The following is a 21,105-nucleotide window of genomic DNA, read 5'->3' as shown; positions in this document are numbered from 1 at the left end:
TGTTTCAGACCCGTATGGTGATGGTGCCGCGCGCCCCGGCGCGCCCGCGACCACCCATAGCCGCTTGCAAGGATGCCGTCGATGACCTCTCCTGTTCTGGCTGATCCGCGCCTGATCGTCGGCCTGGACCTTCCCTCGATCGAGGCGGCCGAGGCGCTGGTGGACCGGATCGCGGACGGGGTGCTGGCCTACAAGGTCGGCCTGACCCTGCTGGCCCGTCCGGGCGGCGTGGCCTTCGCCCACAAGCTGCGCGCCCGGGGCAAGATGGTCTTTCAGGACTGGAAGCTGCACGACATCGGCGCCCAGGTGGAGGGCGCGGCCCGCGCGGTGGCCGAGGGCGGCTGCGACCTGCTGACCGTCCATGCCGAGCCGCAGGTGATGAAGGCCGCGATCCGGGGCCGGGATGCCGCAGGTTCGGACACACGCCTGCTGGCCGTGACCGTCATGACCAGCCTGTCGGACGCGGATCTGGTCGAGATCGGCTATGGCCGCACGGCTTCCGAGCTGGTCGAACAGCGGGTGCGTCAGGCGCTCGACATCGGCATGGACGGCGTGGTCGCCAGCCCGCTGGAAGCGGCGCGCGTCCGCGAACTGGCCCGCGCGGCGGGCCGGGACACGTTTCTGGTGGTGACCCCCGGTGTGCGCCCCGCGGGCGCCGATAAAGGCGATCAGCAACGCGTCGCCACGCCCGCCGAGGCCCTCAGGGCCGGGGCCAGCCATCTGGTGGTCGCCCGTCCGGTGGTCGCGGCCGACAGTCCGGCCATGGCTGCGGCCCGGATCGCCTCCGAAATGCTCGAGATCGCCTAGCGGTCGTAGAGATAGACGTCGGCACAGCCGCAGTCGTGACGGCGGCGGTCGTACCGGTCGTCGCGACGCTCATACCCCCGGTGCCGGGCCGAGCGCGGCCGGTCGTCCTGATAGCCGTATTCGTCGCGGTAGCCCTGATAGACGCTGTAGCCATAGCGCCCGCCCCGGTCGTACCCGCGTTCATAGCGGTCACCGTATCCGTCATGGCGCCTGCGATCGCGCCAGGCATAGCGGTCATGCTGGCGCGGCGGCTGGTACCAGACTTCGCCGCGTCCGCTGTGGTCATAGCCATAGCCGTAGTCATAGCCATAGCCGGACCGCCCGGTCGCGGCGGCACCCGTCGCGGCATAGACGCGCGTTTCGCCCTCATAGACGGGTCCGCTGACCCCCGACCGGCCATAGCTGTAGCCGTAGTCGTAGGGCGAGGGGGCGTCATAGGCGATCACCACCCGGCCCTCGCTGCGAGCATAGCCCTGTGAATAGCGGCTCTGCGAGTAGCTGTTCTGCGAATAGCTGCGGCTGTAGCCCTGGCCATAGGCGTCACCGCCCCAGGTCTGGGCCAGGGTCGGGGCGGCCAGCGCCGCACACGCCGTCAGGGCCGCGAGGCCACAGGCCAGATGCAGGCCGGGGCGGGAAGGGGAAATCGACATCGCCTTGTCCTCGAGATCGCCGGAACGGCGGGTTTCGCTGAAAAGGTTAACGCCATATGGGCCGGATCGTTCGGTATTCCCCCGCGAGGCGACGGATACCCTCAGAAGTCGACGGCCAGACCCTTGCGCTCCCAGTCGCCATAGCGGGTCGGCTCGGGCCCGCGCGGTCCGCCGACCTCGTCGGTGGCCTCGGCGGCTTCGCTGGCCGCGCGGCGGGCGGCGGCCTCCTCAAGGGCGCGCCGTTCGACCTCGCTCAGGGGGCGGTCCGGTGTCGCACCCGGCAGGTCGGCGTTGTGCTGCGGGGCTTTCACCGGCGGGGTGGGCGATTCGGTCACAGGCGGGTCCTCTTGAGGCATCTCGGGGCCCGAGACACATAGGAAGACGGTCGCGACCCGACCAGTCCGCTTCCTCGTCCGGCAACAGTCAGAGTCTTCCTCCGGTGATGAACCACGCCAAGACCTTCATCCTGCTGGCGGCCCTCGCCGCCCTGTTCGTCGGCATCGGCTATCTGATCGGCGGCGTGACCGGCATGGTCATCGCCCTCGGGCTGGCGGCGGCCCTCAACCTGTTCAGCTACTGGAACGCCGACAAGATCGTCATGCGCATGTACCGGGCCCAGCCGGTCGACGAACATCATCCCAATGCGGTGGTGCGCGCCTATGTGGCGGATGTTCTGGCCATGGCCGAGGCCGCCGGCCTGCCCCGGCCGGTGGTGGCCATCATTCCGAACGACCAGCCCAATGCCTTCGCCACCGGTCGCAATCCCGAGAATGCCGCCGTCTGTGCCACCTCGGGCCTGCTCGACCTGCTGACGCGCGACGAGGTGCGCGGCGTGATGGCGCACGAGCTGGCCCATGTGAAGAACCGGGACACCCTGACCATGACGGTCACGGCTACCGTGGCCGGGGCGATCTCGGCGCTCGCCAATTTCGCCCTGTTCTTCGGCGGCGACCGCGAGCGCCCCGGCGGCCTGATCGGTACCCTGGCCCTGATGCTGCTGGCCCCGCTGGCCGCCGGTCTGGTGCAGATGGCGATCAGCCGCGCCCGCGAATATGAGGCTGACCGCGTCGGCGCCGACATCGCCGGCGATCCCCACGCCCTGGCCTCGGCCCTGCAAAAGATCGAGGCCCACGCCCGGCGCATCCACAATCCGGTGGCCGAGCGCAATCCGGCCTCGGGTCAGCTGTTCATCATCAATCCGCTGGCGGGCAAGGGCGCCGACAGCCTGTTCTCGACCCACCCGGCCACCGGCAACCGGGTCAAGGCGCTGATGGCGCTGGCGACCTCAACGGGGGCGAGGCCGCGCCGGGCCGAGATGTTCGCGGCCCCGGTCTCCGGCACCACCGTGCCCGCCACGCCGACACGCGCGCCGGCCCGGGGCCCCTGGGGCTGACCGCCCGGTCCCCACAGGGCTTGCACTGACGGTCATCTGGTTCTTTAAGCGCGGCCAGCGTTTTTCCGCGCGGCCCTCCCCCGCCGCCTGACCCCTGTTTCGAGATAGCCCCCATGTCCGAGCCCAAGCCCAAAAAGGTCGTCCTCGCCTATTCCGGAGGGCTCGACACCTCGATCATCCTGAAGTGGCTGCAGACCGAGTACGGCGCCGAGGTGGTCACCTTCACCGCCGATCTGGGCCAGGGCGAGGAACTCGAGCCCGCGCGGGAGAAGGCCCTGCGCATGGGCATCAAGCCCGAGAACATCTTCATCGACGACCTGCGCGAGGAATTCGTCCGCGACTTCGTCTTCCCCATGTTCCGCGCCAACGCCCTCTATGAAGGCCAGTATCTGCTGGGCACCTCCATCGCCCGGCCGCTGATCGCCAAGCGCCAGATCGAGATCGCCCGCATGGTCGGCGCCGACGCCGTCTGTCACGGTGCCACCGGCAAGGGCAATGACCAGGTCCGCTTCGAGCTGGGCTATTATGCCCTGGAGCCCGACATCCGCGTGATCGCCCCCTGGCGCGAGTGGGACTTCAAGAGCCGCGAGGCCCTGCTCGACTTTGCCGAAAAGCACCAGATTCCGATCGCCAAGGACAAGCGCGGCGAGGCGCCCTTCTCGGTCGACGCCAACCTTCTGCACAGCTCGTCCGAGGGCAAGGTTCTGGAAGATCCGGCCGTCGAGGCGCCCGAATTCGTCTATCAGCGCACCATCTCGCCCGAGGATGCCCCCGATCAGCCGACCGTCATCACGATCGGCTTCGAGCGCGGCGATGCGGTCTCGATCGACGGCGAGGCCCTGTCGCCCGCCACCCTGCTGGCCCGGCTGAACGATCTGGGCCGGGACAACGGCATCGGCCGTCTGGATCTGGTCGAGGGCCGGTTCGTCGGCATGAAGTCGCGCGGCATCTATGAGACGCCGGGCGGCACCATCCTGCTGGCCGCCCACCGGGGTATGGAGTCGATCACCCTGGATCGCGGCGCCATGCACCTCAAGGACGAACTGGCGGTCCGCTACGCCCAGATGATCTACAACGGCTTCTGGTTCGCCCCGGAGCGCGAGATGCTGCAGGCCGCCATCGACAAGAGCCAGGAACAGGTCACCGGCACCGTCCGGGTCAAGCTCTACAAGGGCAATGCCACGGTCATCGGCCGCGAGAGCCCGTTCAGCCTGTACGATCAGGATCTGGTCACCTTCGAGGAGGGCGTCCAGGCCTATGATCACCGCGACGCGGCGGGCTTCATCAAGCTGAATGCCCTGCGCCTGCGGGTGCTGGAGCGCCGCAATCGCCGGACCGGCGGGGCCTGAATTCCGGCCTCAATTACGGTCTGAACCAGGCCGGAATCGAGACGGCGCGCAGCCTTACCGCGATTTCACTTGAAGGCGCGCGGTGTTGGGCAGAGGTTTGGGCGACCTTCTTTCAAGCCCAGAGGCTCTCCCCATGCGTCGCCTGATCCTGTCTGCCGTTGCCGTCTCCGCCCTCGCGCTTTCGGCCTTTGCCCTGCCGGCCTCGGCCGCGCCGGTTGCCGCTGCCGTCGTCGCCCAGGACCCCATCACCGAGGCCGATGTCGAGGCCGCGGCAGAGGCCTTTGAAGTCACGCTCGAAGCCCTGGTGGCCGAGGTCGAGACGATCCGTGCCGACAGCAGCCTCAGCGAAGAGGACCGTCAGGCCCGCATGCAGGCCGCCATCGACCGCAAACAACCCGAGATCGACACCTTCGTCTCCCTGCTGACCGGCTTTGTTCGCCAGCAGACCCTCGACGAGGGCGGCACCGCCGAGGACGCCGAAACGGCCGCCGCCATGATCGAGGGTATGTTCTCCAACATGCTGATCCAGGGCCTGCTGTCCGGCGAAATCGCCGCCGAAATGGGAGGCGAGGGGGAATAACCCCCTCCCTCCGTTCCTTCCGGGAGATCGACCATGATCCGCGCCCTGTCCCTCGCCGCCGCCCTGGCCCTGCTGCCGGTTTCGGCCGCCTTTGCCCAGTCCTCTGATCCCGACGCTGCCGAGGCCGCTCTCGATGCGGCCGCCGAGGCGTTCGAGAGCCGCATGGACGAATTCGCCGAGCGGGCCGAGGCCATTGGCGACGGCGAGACCCTGAGCGAGGACCAGAAGGAAGCCGCCATCATGGCGCTGTGGTCCGAATACCAGCCGGACGTGGCCGCCTTCACCCAGTCGGTCGCGGTCGCCATCCCGGATATCGTCGCCGACGCCCTTGCCGAGGTCGACGTCGAGGCCGTGGTCGCCGAAGCGCTAGCCGAGGCTGATCTGGCCGGCGGCATGGGCATTGCCGAGGCGGTCGCCGTCGGCAACGGCATGATGGCCAATGGCGCCTGGGCCAGCGACGACCCCGAGCACCAGGCCACCTATGGCCTGATGGCCGACTACGCCCTCGGCCAGGCCATGGATACGGTCGAGATCGAGCCGGACAGCGAGCCGTCCCCCGAGGACTGAGGTCAACGGTATTGTCCGTCCTTCTTCCCTTGTGGGAGAAGGTGCCCCCTGAGAAGGGGGCGGATGAGGGGTCGCGCCGAGATCAGAAGGCCATCCAGCCGACTGAAGCGGACTCCTCTTCACCCGACTGAGAGACCCCTCATCCGTCAGGCTTCGCCTGCCACCTTCTCCCGCAAGGGGAGAAGGGACGCTGGGTCGAACGCCTCAGCTATGATCGCTGCCCCCGAAATTCCCCCATCCTTTCAACACCCCGCCCGTTTCCCGAGCCGACTTCCTCGCCCCACTCCCGTCCTGTGCAAACCTCCCCGGGTCCCGTCGCCTTCGTCGAAACGGTAAACTCTAGTCACTCCGGGCGAAGGCCCGGCGCTCCGCCTGCCCTCCAACCCGCCGCCACCACGGACGGGCGCTTCCGCGCATCCGCGACCATTCCTCCCCCACCGGGGGAGGGGGACCGCGGCGCTCTGCGCCGGGGTGGTGGGGGCAGAGCTGCCTCGCGTGAAGGGCCCGTGCCTCTGATGACGTCCGCCCCCTCCACCATCCTTCGGATGGTTCCCCTCCCCCGATGGGGGAGGAATGGATTTCAGACCCCTTCAGACCATTCAGACTATTCAGACGGTGTATTCTCGCCCGACCCGGACGGTTGCTCTAGACACCACGCCATGACCGCACCGCCGCCCTTCCAGCCTGACCCCGCCGGTCCCGTCGTCGTCATCGGCGCGGGCCCGGCCGGCCTGATGGCGGCCGAACGCCTGTCGGCGGCGGGTCTGGCGGTTGAGGTCCATGAGCGCATGCCCTCGCCGGCGCGCAAATTCCTGATGGCGGGGCGTGGCGGCCTCAATCTGACCCACAGCGAGCCGCTGGACCGGTTCCCCGCCCGCTACGGCGACCGGGCCTCCCAGGTGATGGACTGGCTGGGCCGTTTCGATCCGCAAGCCTTGCGCGACTGGGCCGACGGTCTGGGCGCCGGGACCTTCATCGGCTCCAGCGGTCGTGTCTTTCCCCGGGCCATGAAGGCGTCGCCCCTGCTCAGGACCTGGTTGCAGCGCCTGCGGGATCAGGGCGTGTCGCTTCACACCGGCTCGCGCTGGGCCGGCTTCGAGGCCGGTCAGCCGGTGTTCGAGGGCGAGGCCGGGCGTCGACCCGTGCCCGCCCGGGCCGTGATCGTCGCCACCGGCGGCGCCAGCTGGCCCCGGCTGGGCTCTGACGGCCAGGCGCTGGACTTGCTGGCCGGACAGGGCATCGCCACCCGCCCGTTCAGTCCCGCCAATGTGGGGACGGTGGTGGCGTGGTCGCCGGATTTCGCCGCCCGCCATGCCGGTCAGCCCCTCAAGGCCATTGCGCTCACGGTCGGGGACCGCACGGTTCTAGGCGAGGCCATGGTGACGCGAGGGGGGCTTGAGGGCGGCGCCGTCTATGCGCTGGGCCCGGATCTTCGCCGGGCGCTGGACCGGGACGGTCGCGCCACGCTCCACATCGATGTTCGGCCCTCGGAGACGGTCGAAAGCCTCGCGGCCCGTCTGGCGCGGGTGCCGTCCAGCCAGTCGCGGGCCAACCGCCTGCGCCGGGCCGCAAGGCTCAGGCCGGTCGAGGCCGGGCTGCTGCGCGAGGCGCCGCCCCTGCCGCCGGACACCGACGACCGGACCCTCGCGGACCGGATCAAGTCCGTCCCCCTGACCGTCACCGGGCTGCAGGGACTGGAGCGGGCGATTTCCAGCGCCGGCGGGATCGATCCGGCAGCCCTCACCCCGACGCTGATGGTCGACGGCCATCCCGGCCTGTTCGTCGCGGGCGAGTTGCTGGACTGGGAGGCCCCGACCGGCGGCTATCTGCTACAGGCCGTCATGGCCTCGGGTGTGGTCGCCGCCGACGGCGTGCTGGGCTGGATCGCCGGGGCCGCGCCCGCTAGGGAGGCACCATGACCGACGCTCCTGACATCCACGGCACCTGCCCCGCCCGCTTTGACGGGGTGAAGGCCGCCTTCCGGCGCAACTTCACCGACGGACCCGAGGGCCTCGACGAAATCGGCGCCCGGTTCACCGTCTGTCAGGGGGGAGAGGTCCTGCTGGATCTGTGGGCCGGCCATGCCGATACGGCCCGCAGCCGCCGCTTTGCCGACGACACCCTCGTCCCCGTGTTCTCGACCGGCAAGGCCGTCATGGCGCTGATGATCGGCTGGGCCGTCGAGCGTGGCCTGCTGGACTATGACGCGCCGGTCGCCGAGGTCTGGCCCGACTTCGGTCAGGCGGGCAAGTCCGCCATCACCCTCGGACAGCTGATGAGCCATCAGGCGGGCCTGTCCGGCTTCTCGCCCGCCATCGACCCGACCGTCTGGTTCGAGCCGGAAAAGGTGCTGGAGGCCCTGTGCCAACAGGCGCCCCTGTGGGACCCGGGCACGGCCTCGGGCTATCACCCCATCACCATCGGCTATCTGGCCGGCGAGATCTTCCGCCGCGCTGACGGCCGCAGAATGGGCCAGGCGCTCAAGGCGGACTTTGCCGATCCGGCCGACCTCGACCTGTGGCTGGGCCTGCCGGATGCCGAGCACGGCCGCGTGGCGCAGATGAAGAAGCCCACCTCGGCCCCCGACCTCGGGCCGATCGACGCCATCAAGACGGCGGCCTTTCTCGACAAGGGCTCGGCGCCCGCCGGGCGGGGCTCGGCCGACTGGCGCCGGATGGAGATCCCCTCGGCCAACATCCACGCGACCGCTGACGCGCTGGCGCGGATGCTGGCGCTGGCCCTGCCTGAAGGTGTCGCGGGCAAGACGCTGTCCGGGGCGACCCGCGCGGCCATGACGCGCGAACGCATCTCCGGCCCGGATCGTGTGTTGCCGTTCGACATGTCCTGGGCGGCGGGCTTCACGCGCAATCAGGGGCTGGGCATCTTCGGTCCCAACCCGGACACCGTCGGCCATTGCGGCTGGGGCGGGTCATGTGCACTGGCCGATCCCGAAAACGGTGTGACGGCGGCCTATGTCATGACGCGCCAGTCGCCGCACCTGATCGGGGATCCCCGCGCCACGGCCCTGATCGACGCCCTGTACGCGGCGCTCTAGCTGGAGCGCGGCTCGGTGCCGGTCGGCGCCAGATCGGGGGCGTCCGGCACGGCCAGCGGGTCTTCCACCGGCGCGGTCGTGACCACAGGAGCGGTCTCCGTCCCGGTCTGTGCGACGGGCGACAGGTCCTGCTGCGGCGACACATAGTCGGCCATGGCGTCGAACTCCTCGAGGAAGACGGCGCGCAGGGGGTCGGTCTCCATCAGCACTTCGTGCTTCGCGCCCGGGACCTCGACATAGCGGCCCCGTCCGAGGCGCTTGGAGGCCCAGCGGTTGGTCTGCTTCCAGACCCGGTCGTCCTCGCCCGGCTGGACGATGGCCACCGGAATCCGCACGGACTTCAGGGCCTTGGGCTTGAGGGCTCGCTCACCCAGATCCAGCGCAAAGCCCAGCCAGCCCCAGGTCGGTCCCCCGACCGCCAGGTGCGGGCAGGCGTAAAGTTGCTGGCGCCACAGCTCGTACCGGGTCTCGTCCGAGGTCAGGGCGTCCTTCTCGAAGGTGTGCTCGAAGGGATCGTCCGGATCGTCCAGCACATAGTCGCCGGCCTTGCCGTGGCGCAGGTTCCAGCGCACCGCCAGCTTGACCGACCACATCGACCGCTTGCCGGTCTTGATCTTGAGCATGGGGGCGCTGAGCACCGCCCCCGAGAACCGGCTCTCGCCCAGTTCGAGGCTCATCAGATTGAGGGCGCCGCCCATGGAATGGCCGACCATGATCCAGGGCTTGGGCGCCCGCGCCTCAAAGGCGTCGAGCAGGCGGGCATAGTCGTCGAGGAACTCCTCGACCGCGCGGGCATGCCCCTTCAGCCGGTCCGGCAGCAGGCGCGCCGACAGGCCCTGACCGCGCCAGTCGTGGGCCAGCACGCAAAAGCCGCGCGCCAGGATGTTGCCGATGACCTCGAAATACTTCTCGATCGGCTCGGTGCGGCCGGGGCTGAGCACGACCGTGCCGCGGGGTTTGGCCGCGACCAGACTGGACGGCGTCCAGAAGGCGGCCCGCAGCCGAAGGCCGCCGGCACCCCGGAACCACTCACCCTCGCCATGCGGCGGGGCCGAGGCCCCGGGCACGCCCATCAGCGGGGCATTGGCAGCATAGGCAGCGACTCGATTCACTCGGGTTTCCTGAATTTGAGCGTCATGCGATCGCTCTCGCCGATCTCGTCGTATTCGGTACGGTCGAAATCGGGGTTGGGGGGCTCGCCCTGCGGGGCCGTCAGTCGGACCGGCGCCAAGGTGTCGACGCCGAACGGATGATCGCGATCATCCCTTTCATTCGCGTTGATTTCCGACGAGGCCACGAAGATGAAGCCGGCCTCGGCCGCCAGCTGGCGGACATAGGCCTCCTGCACATAGCCGCTGGCCGCGATCGGATCCTGATCCTTCTCGGGCGACAGCCGGTGCTGTTCGATGCCCAGAATTCCGCCGGGCTTCAGCACGGAGAAGGCGTCGGCAAAGGCTTTTTCGGCAATACCCGCCGCCATCCAGGAGTGCAGCCGGCTCATGAACAGGACCAGATCAGCCGAGTTGGCTTCGGCCACCGGGCCGCTGGTCGGGCCGAAATCGGCATAGGTGATCTCGCCGTACAGGCGCGGATTGGCCTGGTAGCGTTGCTCATAGGCCGTGACCATCTTGGCCTGGGCCGGGTCGTTGCCCAGTCCCGCCTGGAAGTTCACCGCTATATATTTCCCGCCGTTGCGAGCCAGATAGGGCGCCAGAATCTCGGTGTACCAGCCGCTGCCGGGCCAGAACTCGACCACGGTCATCTTCGGCTGAAGATCAAAGAAGCGCAGGGTTTCAAACGGATGGCGCCATTCGTCGCGCGCCCGTTCCTCGCCGCGCCAGTTGCCTGCGATGGCCCAGGCCAGGCTGCCCTCGGGCGGACCTTCGGGCTCGGGCGGGGTCTCGGGCGCCGGTTCGGGGGCCTTCTTGCCGCGATCGCAGGCCGCAACCAGACCGGCCAGACCGGCGCCCACGAGCAAGCCGCGGCGCGATGGCCGGGTCAGGCCGTCGGCAGAAGGCCGGAGGACGGGCGGGGTCGGATCGGACATGTCGCGTTCCAGGGACACTTCTCGGGTGCGGTCACGGGTGGGCGACGCCGGGCGGGCCGACGGCCTGACCGGCTTACCCAGCTTCGCAGGCAGGGTCAAAGCCGTCGTGCGCAATCATTCCGGCTTGCGGAAGCGCAGGGTCATCCGGTCGCTTTCGCCGATCGCGTCATAGGCCGCACGCTCGGCCTCGGTCAGCACCCGGCCATCGCCTTCGCTGCGGCGGACGGGGGGCAGGGTCCAGACCCCGAAGGCGTGCTGGCGATCATCCGCCGGATTGGCGTTGAGGTCGCTGGAGGCCTCCAGTTCGAAGCCCGCCTTGAGGGCGGCGGAAATCACGTAGGATTCGGGCACATAGCCGGTGCCGGCGGTCTGATCGACGTCCGACCCGGCCGGGGCGCGGTGCTGCTCGACGGCGAGGATGCCGCCCGGGGCCAGCGCGTCAAAGAAGGCGGCCATATAGGCGTCGGTACGGCCGGCGCGATGCCAGTTGTGGAAGGCCCGCGCCACCAGGACAAAGTCGGCCTCACCGGACGCGACACCCATGGTCTCCAGCGGCCGGTTCACGGCCACATAGCGGCCCCCCGTGGCCTCGGCGTAGGGCTGGAGGATCTCGCTCCACCAGCCGGCCCGGCCGGGCTCGATCTCGACGACCGTCAGGCCGGGACGCAGGCCCCAGAAGGTCAGGCTTTCATACGGGTGACGATAGACGTCGCGTGCACGGTCGGCCTCGGCGCGGCTGTCCGAGGCGATCGCGGCCTTCAGCACTTCGTCCTCCTGGACCATAGGCCGGATCAGGGCCGGGTCCTGCGCCGGGCGAGGCGTCTGGGCCATGGCGGGGGTGGCCAGGGCAAGGCCGGCGATCACGAGCAGAGGCAGGCGAGGGGCGTGGGACATCGTCGGAATCCTCGGTCAGGGGGTCAGGCCAAGAGCCTTAAGGCACCGGGGCGCAAGGGCAAGCGATCAAAGGCCCGGCCCGTCCTGCCGGGCCGCGACCGATTTTCGCATCATCGGCAATCGTCCGCCTCTTGACGGGGGCAAACGCCATCCCAAATCCCTGTTCAGGAGCGCCGATGTCGGGCTCCCGGGACGAGCGGCGCCGCAGAGCGGGTCGTATCGCCCATCACCCCGCCGTCCGGGCAAATCGCCGGGCGGATCAACCTTGCTGATCCCAGGAGGATGACATGCGTACCTTTGACCTGACCCCCCTTTACCGTTCCGCCGTCGGCTTTGACCGTCTGGCCGGCATGCTGGAGAGCGCCGCGCGCACCAGCGAAGCGGGCTGGCCCCCCTACAACATCGAGACGACCGGCGAGAACGCCTACCGGATCGAGCTGGCCGTCGCCGGCTTCACGCCCGAAGAACTGACCATGGAGGTCAAGGAGAACCTCCTGACCGTCACCGGCAAGAAGGCGAACACCGGCGAGGACCGGACCTATCTGCATCGCGGCCTGGCCGAGCGCGACTTCGAGCGCCGCTTCCAGCTGGCCGACTATGTGGTGGTGACCGAAGCCCGGCTGGTGAATGGCCTGCTGACCGTCGATCTGAAGCGCGAGCTGCCCGAGGCGCTCAAGCCCCGCCAGATCGAGATCGTGACCGGTCCTTCGGCGATCGAAGGCAAGGCCCAGTCGCGGCCCCAGCCGAAGATCGAGAAGAAGGCCGCGTAAGCCGGCCGGTCTTCCTGTAAATCCCCAATCGACTTCCGGCCCGGGTGGTTCGCCATCCGGGCCATTTTCGTGCGTGCTCAGCTGCGGCGCAGGGTGATGTACCAGGCGCCCTCGCCCCCGTGGCGCCGGTGGGCCGGGGCATAGGCGGCGACCACGCCGCGCAGGGCGTGCCCCCTCAGCCATTCGGGCAGGGAGGCGCGGATCACGCCCTCGCCGCCGCCCGCGCGCCGGCCGTGGCCGGTGATCACCAGAACGGCGCGGAGGCCCCGGGTCTGACAGCGTGTCAGGAATTCCGTCAGCACATCCTCGGCCTGGAAGCGCCCATGGCCGTGCAGGTCCAGTCGGGCCTCGATCGGATCGCGCTCGCGCGCCAGCCGCCGGTGACGGCGGACGTCGAGATCCGAGGGCGGGCTCTGCGGGCGGACGACCGGGGCGGGCGGGGGCGCCGGGGGCTGGCCCGACGCGGCGCGGGGCCGCCGGGTCGGGGCCGTGTCGATGGGCGGCATGGCCTCGAGGGGCATCCGGCGCGGGGCGAGGGGGGTCACGGTCGAGGTCACCCGCCGCCAGAGCGGCGCGCCGTCCTCGACCGGCGGATCAGATTTGCGGGTCATCGACCGGTTCATCGCCGCCGGCCGGACCCGGGTCTTGGGTCAGCAGGTCGCCCGGCTGGCACCCCAGCTCGCGGCACAGGGCGTCCAGCGTCGAAAAGCGGACCGCCCGGGCCTTGCCGGTCTTCAGGATGGATAGATTGGCCACGGTCACGCCCACCCGGTCGCTGAGCTCGGTCAGGGACATGCGCCGCTCCAGCAGCAGCCGATCAAGTTGGACGCGGATGGCCATGGGTCTCTCGGGGGTACGCTCAGATCGTCAGTTCGGATTCGCGGCGCAGGCGGGCGCCCTCGCGGAACACCTCGGCCAGCACGAAGACCACGAGCACGGAAAAGGCCGGCGTGACAAGGTTGAACAGGCTGGGCGGGTCCATCACGCCGCGGGCGAGGCGCGAGACCAGCATCTGGCCCAGCCAGACTCCGCCGGTGACGATGGCGAGGATCAGGCCGATCTGCTTGAGACGGCTGACATTGTCGGGATGGAAGGGGTCGCCCAGCGTCAGGGTGCGGAAGATCCGCCGCAGGTGGCGCAGGATCAGGGCGAAGCCACCGAAATAGCCGATGAAGGCGCCGATCCCGAACAGGGCATGGGCACGGGGCAGGGGAATGCGGGTGCCGCCGGTGTCGGACATGACCGTCAGGCCGACCTGGTCCATGGGAATGACCGCGACCACGGCAAAGACCAGACAGGCCAGCAGGGTCATGAGGATCAGCAGGCCGTAGGCGATATCCAGGGCGGTCTTCAGCAGGCTGGATACGGATCCGGGACCAAGCGCCCGGAAGGCAGGAAGGATACGGCGGGGAAATCGAGGCGAAGGAAGGCGCATCGGAAGGCTCGCCGGCAGGATCGTCAGGCGATCAGGGCGATCGCCGCGCGGGTGTCCGGCCGTTCAGGCCCGCGCGGACTCTACAATCGCGGTGTTTGTGGGCAGCGTCAAAGTCGGAAACTTCAAGGCCGGGCCGGATCAGAAGGACTGGACGAGAAAGGCGACCAGGGCGGTCGGGATCGCGGCCAGAAGGGCGACGTTCAGGACGACGGTGCCGATACGGTCCATCATCATGGTGACAGGCATGGCGTTCATTGTTCTTCTCCATAGTGCCCTGAGGGGGCGGGTTTTGCGCTTATCTTCGCGCGGTTGAAATGTGGTTGCGCTTTGAGCCTTCGGCAAGAACGTTGCAACCCCTCGTCCTTGAAATAATAGATAGCCCTGCCCCGCCGAGAAATCACGTTACATATCGTTTAACGATGTTAAACTTTGGCAATCCTGAGCCGTGGAGTGACCCGCCCGATGAAACTTAAATTAATCAAGGGGATGCAGCTGCTCGTCGCGACCCACAATCCGGGCAAGGCGGTCGAGATTTCCGCCCTGCTGGATGGAAATTACGACGTCGTCACAATGAGTGATCAAAATCTGCCCGAACCGGACGAGACCGAGAGCACATTTTCCGGGAATGCCCTCTTGAAGGCGCGCCATGCGGCCGAGGCCTCGGGGCTGGTGGCGCTGGCCGATGACTCGGGCCTGTCCGTGCGCGCCCTCGACGGGGCGCCGGGCATTTTTTCCGCCCGATGGGCCGGACCGGACAAGGATTTCTCTCACGCCATGGCCAAGGTCGAGCAGCGGCTGGAGGAAATCGGTTCGGACGACCGGTTCGCCTGGTTCACCTCGGCGCTGGCGGTGGCCTGGCCGCAGGGGCCGGCCGTGGTGGTCGAGGGACGGGTGGACGGCACCCTGACCTATCCGCCGCGGGGCGAGCGGGGGTTCGGCTATGATCCCGTCTTCATCCCCGAGGGCCACGACCAGACCTTTGGCGAGATGGAGCCGGCCTACAAGGACAGCATCAGCCACCGCGCCCGCGCCTTCGCCCTGCTGAAAGACGCCCTGATTGACTGACGCCCTGCCGGGTGTCGCCCTCTACGTCCACTGGCCGTACTGTGCGCGCATCTGTCCCTATTGCGACTTCAACGTGGTGCGGGCCCGTGGCCGCGAGGCCGAGGCCGATGCGCTTGCTGATGCCCTGCTGGCCGATCTGGACGCCCAGGCCGCCCGGCTGAGGCCGCGCCCGCTGGTGTCCATCTTCTTCGGGGGCGGCACCCCGTCCCTGATGCCGCCGGGCCGGGTGGCAGAGGTCATTGCGCGGGCGCGCGACCTGTTTCCCGCGACCGATCCCGTCGAGGTGACGCTGGAGGCCAATCCGACGGATGCCGAGGCCGACCGCTTCGCCGCCTTTGCCGCCGCCGGCGTGACGCGGCTGTCGCTCGGGGTGCAGTCGCTGGATGATGCCGCGCTGGCCTTCCTCGGCCGGAATCACTCGGGCGAGGAGGCCCGGCGGGCCGTCGCCCTCGCCGGGCGCCATTTCGACCGGCTGTCGATCGACCTTATCTATGCGCGGCCGGGCCAGACGGTGGACGACTGGCGCGCCGAACTGCTCTGGGCCCTCGACAGCGGCTTTGAGCATGTCTCGCCCTATCAGCTGACCATCGAACCCGAGACCGCCTTCGGGCGCGCGGTCCGCCGCGGCGTCTGGAGCCCGCCGGACGAGGCGCTTGCCGCCGACCTGTATGACGCGACCCAGTCGATCCTCGGTCAGGCCGGGTTCGAGGCCTATGAAGTGTCCAACCACGCCCGCGATCCGGCGGCCCGCTCGCAGCACAATCTGCATGTCTGGCGGGCAGGCGACTATCTGGGTCTGGGCCCCGGGGCCCATGGGCGCCTGACCCTCGACGGCCAGCGCACCGCGACCGTCGCCCACCGCCGTGTCGCCGACTATGTCGCCGGTGTCGCGAGCGGGTCGCCCTGGTCGGAGGTCACATCCCTGTCCGCCCCCGAGGCCGATGAGGAAGCGGTGCTGCTGGGCCTGCGCACCGTCGAAGGGGTGGCTCTCCCCCGGCTGGAACGGCTGGGGCTGTCGGTGGACACCGCTCCGCTCGGTGACCTGCTGGCCGACGGCTTCCTCGTCCCCACGGGCGACCGGATTGTCGCCACGCCAAAGGGCCGGCCCGTGCTGGATGGCGTGCTGAAGGCGCTGCTCACCTGATCGTGCTTGAGGTGGCGCCTCGCGGCTGGCACGGTCCCGCCGATGACTCACCCCGACGCTCCCCCGCTCTGGACGGGCACTGCCCCGCCGCCCCGCCGCGTCGACCCCGGCCTCTATGTCGTGTCGACCCCGATCGGCAATCTGCGCGACATCACGCTCCGGGCGCTGGACGTGCTGGCCGCCGCGGATCTGGTGCTGGCCGAGGACACACGGGTCAGCGCACGCCTGCTGACCGCCTACGGCCTTCGCGCGCGGCTGGAGCGCTGCGACGACCATGCCGCCGAACGGGCCATCCCCGAGGTGCTGGAGCGGCTTGAGGCCGGCCAGGTGGTGGCGCTGGTGTCCGACGCCGGCACGCCGCTGGTCAGCGATCCGGGCTATCCGGTGGTGCGGGCCGCGGTGGCGGCGGACCTGCCGGTCTTCCCCATTCCCGGGGCCTCCAGCCTGCTGGCGGCCCTGACCGGGGCGGGCCTGCCCAGCGACCGGGTGCTGTTCGCGGGATTCCTGCCGGCCAAGTCGGGTGCCCGGCGCACGGCGCTGGAGTCGCTGAAGGCCCCCGGCCAGACGGTCGTGGTCTTCGAAAGCGGCCCGCGCCTGGCGGCCTCGCTCGCCGACATGGCCGAGGTGCTGGGTCCGCGAGAAGCCGTCGTCGCCCGCGAGCTGACCAAGCTGCACGAGACCTGGGTGCGGGGCCCGCTCGACCAGCTGGCCGGTGACCCGCGTTGCCAGTCGCCGAAGGGCGAAATGGTGATCGTCATCGGGCCCGCCGCCGAGGCGCCGGCCGATGCCGCAACCCTGGATCAGGCCCTGACCGCCGAACTGGCCGACCGCTCCGTGTCCGAGGCCGCCGCCCGCGTGGCCGAAAGCCTCGGCCTGCCCCGGAAACAGGTCTATCGCCGCGCGCTGGAGCTGTCGGGCCGGTGACCCCGACCGTCCCCGACCGGCGCGAGGGACGAACCCGCAAGGGCCGGCTGGCCCACTCCGAAGGTCACGCCGCCGAATGGACGGCGGCGGTCTGGCTGATGCTCAAGGGCTATCAGATTCTCGGCTTCCGGCTGAAGACCCGCCACGGCGAACTGGACATCCTCGCTCGCAAGGGCCGGGTGCTGGCGGCGGTCGAGGTCAAGCGCCGCGCCACGCGCGAGGCCGCGCTCGACGCTCTGGGCCCCGTCCAGCACGGCCGGCTGGTGCGCGCCGCCGCCGCCGTGCGCAAGTCCCGGCCGGGTCTGCGCGCCCTGACCCTGCGGCTGGACCTGATCGCACTGGCGCCCGGGCGTCTGCCGCGCCATATCCGGGGTCTGGCCGCCGAGACCGACCTCGACGGCCGCTATCGTCTCTGATCCGAAAGGTCCGCCATGCTCAAGGTCGCCATCCAGATGGACCCGATGGAAGCGGTCGACATCGCCTCGGACACCACCTTCCTGATGGCCCTGACCGGACAGGCGCGCGGCCACCGGCTGTGGGTCTATGATTTCCGCACCCTGGCGCTGGAAGACGGGCGGCTGTTCTGCCGGGCGCGTCCCGTCACGGTCCAGGAGAAACAGGGCGATCACGCCACCTTCGGCGACTGGGTGCGGCTGGACCTGGGCGCGGACGTCGACGTCGTCCTGATGCGACAGGATCCGCCGTTCGACATGGCCTATGTGACGGCCACCTATCTGCTGGAGACCATCCATCCGCACACCCTGGTGGTGAACGATCCGGCCGAGGTGCGCTCGTCGCCGGAGAAGCTGCTGGTCGCGCAATTCCAGGGCCTGACGCCGCCGACGATGATCACCGGCGATGTGGTCCAGCTGACCGACTTCCATGCGCGCCACGGCGATGTGGTGCTGAAGCCCCTGCACGGCGCCGCCGGTTCGGGCGTGGTGCGGCTCAAGGCCGGCGACCCCAATCTGGCGGCCCTGGTCGAGATCCACGCCATGGGCTCGCGCGATCCTCTGGTCATCCAGAAATTCCTGCCGGCCGTGTCGGCGGGCGACAAGCGCATCCTGATCGTCGACGGCGAGGCGGTCGGGGCGATCAACCGTGTTCCGCAAAAGGATCAGGTCCGCTCGAACCTGCGCGTCGGCGGCACGGCCCAGCCGGTCGAGCTGACCGCGCGCGATCAGGAAATCTGCGCCGCCATCGGCCCGACGCTGAAAGAGCGTGGCCTGATCTTCGTCGGCATTGATGTGATCGGGGACTGGATGACCGAGATCAACGTCACCTCCCCGACCGGGGCGCAGCAGCTCAAGCGCTTCACCGGCATCGACGCCACCGCCCGCATGTGGGAGGTGATCGAGGCGAAGCGGGCCAGCTGATCATGACACGGGCCGGCACCCCCTCGGGCAGGGCCTCGGGCCTGGCCCTCTCGCTGGCTCTGCTGAGCGGATTGCCTGCCGCCTGTTCGGCGATACCGTCGGTTCAGGCTCCCCCTCGGCCCGCGCCGGCGTCTGGCCCTGCACAGATCGACATTGTGCATCAGTCTGTCGAGCTCGACCCCTTTGGCGCCGATGGAACCCTGACCGGGCTCCAGACACTGACTTTTGTCGTGACCGGTGCCGGGGACCGGCTGCAGTTCGACACAGGCGCACTGGAGGTGGCTTCGGCGGAGCTGGATGGTCAGCCCGTTCCCGCCCTGCATACGGACGACGCCGGCACCGGCTTCCAGCTTCCCAACGCCCTGCAGGTCGGAACAGAGCATGCGCTGACGGTCGCCTATTCCGTGGACCAGCCGCGCGGCGTTCAGCGGTCCGCCGATCGGGTCTACACCGGCTATTTCGCCTGTGACTGGATGGTGTGCCGACAGTCTGACTTTGCCGACCGTTTCACCATGGACCTCGCGCTTGTCGTCCCGAGCGGGATGACCACCCTCGGCCCCGGCAGTCAGGTCGATCGCACAAGTCAGGGTCCGGACCGGGAACGCCACCTGTGGCGTACCGCCGAGCCTTTCCCGGCCTATGTTCATGCCTTCGCGGCAGGACGCCTGCACGGGATGCCCCTCCCGGGCGACTGTCCGGTCAAGCTGGACGTGTGGGCCCCCGAAGGCGTGGCAACGACCGAGCCCGTCTTCGCCGAAACCTGTGACATGCTGCGCTTTTTCGAAGGTCGGGCCGGGGTGGCCTTCCCGGCGCCGCACTATGCCCAGCTCTTCATTCCGGACCGCAATGAGGCCCAGGAAGCGGTCTCCCACAGCATTCTGGGGGGAAGCTCTGTTCTGGCCGTCCGCGAGGACCCGACCGAGGATTGGGCTGTGGCCCATGAGCTGGCGCATCAATGGTGGGGCAATCGCATCACGGCGCGTGACCTGACCCAGTTCTGGCTCAACGAGGGCGTGGTGACCTTCATGGTGGCGGCCTGGAAGGAGCACCGCTGGGGTCGGGACGCCTATGATCGTGAAATCGGCCTGGCGCGTACCCGGTGGGAGGGATGCCGGGAGCGGTGGCAGGATGTGCCGCTGACCTTTGCAGGTCCGTGGCCGTCCCTCGGCGTGCGCCGCTGCTTCCAGTATTCCAAGGCCAGCGTCTTTCTGGATGTGCTGAGGCAGACGATGGGCGAGGACGCCTTCTGGCTGGGCATTCGTACCTACACCCGGGACAACCTCGGCCGGTCCGTAACCAGCGAGGATTTCGAAAGGGCGATGCAGGCCCGGACCCCCACCGACCTGTCCCCGCTTTTCGATAGCTGGGTCTACGGTTCGGCCGAGGCCCTGGTCCCGTCCGCTTGACAAACATTGTTCGTTCATAGTTTGTTCTCATCTGCGGGAGCGGAGGGACGGCCATGGTCGCGCGGGTGGTGACGGTTGCGTTCGACGGGGTGGATGCCCGGCGCGTCGATGCCGAGGTCCAGATTCTGGGGGGTGAGGGCACCCAGGCCAGCTTCACCCTCGTCGGTCTGCCGGACAAGGCCGTAGCCGAGAGCCGCGAGCGGGTCAGGGGCGCCTTTGCCGGGATCGGTCTGGCCCTGCCGTCGCGGCGGATCATTGCCAATCTGGCGCCCGCCGACCTGCCCAAGGAAGGCAGCCATTTCGACCTGCCGATCGCCCTGGCCCTGCTGGCGGCCATGGGGGTGATCGCGCCCGATGCACTGGACGGCTGGGCCGCGCTGGGCGAGCTCAGCCTCGACGGACGGATCGTGCCGGTCAGCGGTACCCTGCCCGCCGCAGTGGCGGCGAACGGCATGGGGCTGGGGCTGATCTGTGCCGAGGCCAACGGCCCCGAGGCCGCCTGGGCCGGGCCGGATGTGGCCGTGCTGGCGCCCCGGTCGCTGATCGGCCTGATCAACCATTTCAAGGGCAGTCAGGTGCTCAGCGCACCGCGCCCGGGTCCGCTCAAGTCGAACGGCCCGGTGCCCGATCTGAACGAGGTGAGGGGGCAGGAAGGGGCCAAGCGCGCGCTCGAGATTGCCGCCGCCGGCGGGCACAATCTGCTGTTCATCGGCCCACCCGGCTCGGGCAAGTCGATGATGGCCCAGCGCCTGCCCGGCCTGCTGCCGCCGCTTACGCCCAAAGAACTGCTTGAGACCTCCATGGTCTGGTCCATGGCCGGGCTGATCGAGCGCGGCGGCCTGACCCGCGAGCGGCCGTTTCGCGCGCCGCATCATTCAGCGTCCATGGCCGCCCTGACTGGCGGCGGGCACCGGGCCAAGCCCGGCGAGGTGTCGCTGGCCCACAACGGCGTGCTGTTTCTGGATGAACTGCCCGAATATTCGCCCCAGGCGCTGGATTCCCTGCGCCAGCCGCTGGAAACCGGCGAAGTGATCGTGGCGCGCGCCAATGCCCATGTCCGCTATCCGGCGCGGGTCCAGCTGGTGGCCGCCATGAATCCCTGCCGCTGCGGGCTGGGCGGAGCGGGAAAGGGGGCCTGCGGCAAGGCCCCGCGCTGCCAGAGGGACTACCAGAACCGCATCTCCGGCCCGCTGTTCGACCGCATCGACCTGACGGTCGAGGTGCCGCCGGTGACCGCCGCCGACATGAGCCTGCCACCCCCGACCGAGGGCACGGCCGAGGCCGCCGCCCGCGTCACCCGCGCCCGCGAGGTTCAGGCCGCCCGTCTGGACGAGGCCGACCATGAGGGCGAGCCCGTCATCAATGCCCATCTGGCCGGGGCCCTGCTGGACCGGTTCGCCCAACCCGATGCCGACGGGCGGGCCCTGTTGATGCGGGCGGGCGAGGCCGGGGGTCTGACGGCGCGCGGCTGGACCCGGACCCTGCGCCTGGCGCGCACCATCGCCGATCTGGACGGCTCGACCGGCATTCTGCGCCGCCATGTGGCCGAGGCCCTCATCTATCGCCACAACCGCATGGATGCTGAAGCCCAGTTCAACCGGGCGACGTCGGGGGCCCACGCCCCCGTTTGAGCGGGTGTTAAG

At 69.4% G+C, this 21,105-nt stretch carries 23 protein-coding genes; 15 read left to right on the top strand and 8 right to left on the bottom strand.

What is annotated here, in order from left to right; translation table 11 throughout:
- Nucleotides 1–81: 81 nt before the first annotated feature.
- Entirely contained in the window at nt 82–807 is a 726-nt protein-coding gene (pyrF, locus tag LC068_RS09430; protein ID WP_226636609.1) for an orotidine-5'-phosphate decarboxylase, read from the top strand.
- On the opposite strand, the gene LC068_RS09425 is transcribed toward pyrF, so the two are convergent.
- Complete coding sequence (locus tag LC068_RS09425) at nt 804–1,457, bottom strand: hypothetical protein (protein ID WP_226636607.1); 654 nt, start codon at nt 1,455–1,457, stop codon at nt 804–806. The two genes, pyrF and LC068_RS09425, sit on opposite strands and share 4 nt — an antisense overlap.
- 101 nt (nt 1,458–1,558) lie before the next feature.
- The gene (locus LC068_RS09420) at nt 1,559–1,792 is read right to left on the bottom strand and encodes a succinate dehydrogenase assembly factor 4 (RefSeq protein ID WP_226636605.1); all 234 of its coding nucleotides are present in this window, start codon (nt 1,790–1,792) and stop codon (nt 1,559–1,561) included.
- A 107-nt stretch (nt 1,793–1,899) separates the two neighbouring features.
- Here LC068_RS09420 and htpX point away from each other — a divergent pair, with 107 nt between their 5' ends.
- The 6 genes from htpX to LC068_RS09390 all read left to right on the top strand — a co-directional run bounded on the left by htpX (nt 1,900) and on the right by LC068_RS09390 (nt 8,401).
- Complete coding sequence (htpX, locus tag LC068_RS09415; protein ID WP_226636603.1) at nt 1,900–2,850, top strand: zinc metalloprotease HtpX; 951 nt, start codon at nt 1,900–1,902, stop codon at nt 2,848–2,850.
- 113 nt (nt 2,851–2,963) lie between these two features.
- A complete protein-coding gene (locus tag LC068_RS09410) occupies nt 2,964–4,199 on the top strand; it encodes an argininosuccinate synthase (RefSeq protein WP_226636601.1) in 1,236 nt (411 codons plus the stop codon).
- 133 nt (nt 4,200–4,332) lie between these two features.
- Nucleotides 4,333–4,779, top strand: coding sequence for a hypothetical protein (locus LC068_RS09405; protein ID WP_226636599.1), 447 nt, complete (start codon nt 4,333–4,335; stop codon nt 4,777–4,779).
- A gap of 33 nt (nt 4,780–4,812) precedes the next feature.
- Nucleotides 4,813–5,346 (top strand): hypothetical protein, encoded by a 534-nt coding sequence (locus LC068_RS09400; protein ID WP_226636596.1) that lies wholly within the window; start codon nt 4,813–4,815, stop codon nt 5,344–5,346.
- Nucleotides 5,347–6,005: 659 nt separating this feature from the next.
- Nucleotides 6,006–7,265: a BaiN/RdsA family NAD(P)/FAD-dependent oxidoreductase gene (locus LC068_RS09395; protein ID WP_226636593.1), complete on the top strand. Its 1,260-nt coding sequence runs from the start codon at nt 6,006–6,008 to the stop codon at nt 7,263–7,265.
- Nucleotides 7,262–8,401, top strand: coding sequence for a serine hydrolase domain-containing protein (locus tag LC068_RS09390; RefSeq protein ID WP_226636591.1), 1,140 nt, complete (start codon nt 7,262–7,264; stop codon nt 8,399–8,401). The genes LC068_RS09395 and LC068_RS09390 overlap by 4 nt, the downstream gene beginning before the upstream one ends.
- On the opposite strand, the gene LC068_RS09385 is transcribed toward LC068_RS09390, so the two are convergent.
- The 3 genes from LC068_RS09385 to LC068_RS09375 all read right to left on the bottom strand — a co-directional run bounded on the left by LC068_RS09385 (nt 8,398) and on the right by LC068_RS09375 (nt 11,342).
- Nucleotides 8,398–9,513 (bottom strand): alpha/beta fold hydrolase, encoded by a 1,116-nt coding sequence (locus LC068_RS09385; protein ID WP_226636588.1) that lies wholly within the window; start codon nt 9,511–9,513, stop codon nt 8,398–8,400. The genes LC068_RS09390 and LC068_RS09385 overlap by 4 nt on opposite strands.
- On the bottom strand, nt 9,510–10,448 hold the full coding sequence (locus tag LC068_RS09380) for a class I SAM-dependent methyltransferase (RefSeq protein WP_226636586.1): 939 nt from the start codon (nt 10,446–10,448) through the stop codon (nt 9,510–9,512). Before LC068_RS09380 ends, LC068_RS09385 begins: the two co-directional genes overlap by 4 nt.
- Nucleotides 10,449–10,562: 114 nt before the next feature.
- Entirely contained in the window at nt 10,563–11,342 is a 780-nt protein-coding gene (locus LC068_RS09375) for a class I SAM-dependent methyltransferase (RefSeq protein WP_226636584.1), read from the bottom strand.
- 287 nt (nt 11,343–11,629) lie between these two features.
- On the opposite strand from LC068_RS09375, the gene LC068_RS09370 reads away from it, so the two are divergent.
- Nucleotides 11,630–12,112, top strand: a complete 483-nt coding sequence (locus LC068_RS09370; protein ID WP_209118629.1) for an Hsp20 family protein — start codon at nt 11,630–11,632, stop codon at nt 12,110–12,112.
- Between the two features lie 77 nt (nt 12,113–12,189).
- Here LC068_RS09370 and LC068_RS09365 read toward each other — a convergent pair whose 3' ends face one another.
- From LC068_RS09365 to LC068_RS09355, 3 genes are read right to left on the bottom strand one after another with little or no spacing between them, the layout of a single operon-like run.
- The gene (locus tag LC068_RS09365; protein WP_226636583.1) at nt 12,190–12,723 is read right to left on the bottom strand and encodes a Smr/MutS family protein; all 534 of its coding nucleotides are present in this window, start codon (nt 12,721–12,723) and stop codon (nt 12,190–12,192) included.
- Entirely contained in the window at nt 12,707–12,952 is a 246-nt protein-coding gene (locus LC068_RS09360) for a helix-turn-helix domain-containing protein (protein ID WP_226636582.1), read from the bottom strand. The genes LC068_RS09365 and LC068_RS09360 overlap by 17 nt, the downstream gene beginning before the upstream one ends.
- Before the next feature lie 19 nt (nt 12,953–12,971).
- Nucleotides 12,972–13,547, bottom strand: coding sequence for a DUF2975 domain-containing protein (locus tag LC068_RS09355; RefSeq protein WP_209118635.1), 576 nt, complete (start codon nt 13,545–13,547; stop codon nt 12,972–12,974).
- A gap of 462 nt (nt 13,548–14,009) precedes the next feature.
- Between LC068_RS09355 and rdgB the strand changes: the two genes are divergently transcribed.
- From rdgB to LC068_RS09320, 7 genes are all read left to right on the top strand, one after another.
- The gene (gene rdgB / locus LC068_RS09350) at nt 14,010–14,612 is read left to right on the top strand and encodes an RdgB/HAM1 family non-canonical purine NTP pyrophosphatase (protein ID WP_226636581.1); all 603 of its coding nucleotides are present in this window, start codon (nt 14,010–14,012) and stop codon (nt 14,610–14,612) included.
- Complete coding sequence (gene hemW, locus LC068_RS09345; protein WP_226636580.1) at nt 14,605–15,756, top strand: radical SAM family heme chaperone HemW; 1,152 nt, start codon at nt 14,605–14,607, stop codon at nt 15,754–15,756. Before rdgB ends, hemW begins: the two co-directional genes overlap by 8 nt.
- A 42-nt stretch (nt 15,757–15,798) precedes the next feature.
- Nucleotides 15,799–16,680: a 16S rRNA (cytidine(1402)-2'-O)-methyltransferase gene (gene rsmI / locus LC068_RS09340; protein ID WP_226636579.1), complete on the top strand. Its 882-nt coding sequence runs from the start codon at nt 15,799–15,801 to the stop codon at nt 16,678–16,680.
- Nucleotides 16,677–17,096, top strand: coding sequence for a YraN family protein (locus LC068_RS09335; protein WP_226636578.1), 420 nt, complete (start codon nt 16,677–16,679; stop codon nt 17,094–17,096). The genes rsmI and LC068_RS09335 overlap by 4 nt, the downstream gene beginning before the upstream one ends.
- Nucleotides 17,097–17,111: 15 nt before the next feature.
- Nucleotides 17,112–18,056 carry a glutathione synthase gene (gshB, locus tag LC068_RS09330; RefSeq protein ID WP_226636577.1) on the top strand — a complete coding sequence of 315 codons (945 nt, stop codon included), beginning with the start codon at nt 17,112–17,114 and terminating at the stop codon, nt 18,054–18,056.
- Between the two features lie 155 nt (nt 18,057–18,211).
- A complete protein-coding gene (locus LC068_RS13865) occupies nt 18,212–19,462 on the top strand; it encodes a M1 family aminopeptidase (protein WP_226636575.1) in 1,251 nt (416 codons plus the stop codon).
- A gap of 53 nt (nt 19,463–19,515) precedes the next feature.
- A complete protein-coding gene (locus LC068_RS09320) occupies nt 19,516–21,093 on the top strand; it encodes a YifB family Mg chelatase-like AAA ATPase (RefSeq protein WP_226636573.1) in 1,578 nt (525 codons plus the stop codon).
- The last annotated feature ends 12 nt before the right edge of the window (nt 21,094–21,105 follow it).

Source organism: Brevundimonas poindexterae, assembly GCF_020524625.1.
GTDB classification, from domain to species: domain Bacteria; phylum Pseudomonadota; class Alphaproteobacteria; order Caulobacterales; family Caulobacteraceae; genus Brevundimonas; species Brevundimonas poindexterae_A.
Note: the sequence above shows the minus strand (reverse complement) of the source record. Positions and strands in the feature narration are given on the sequence as shown.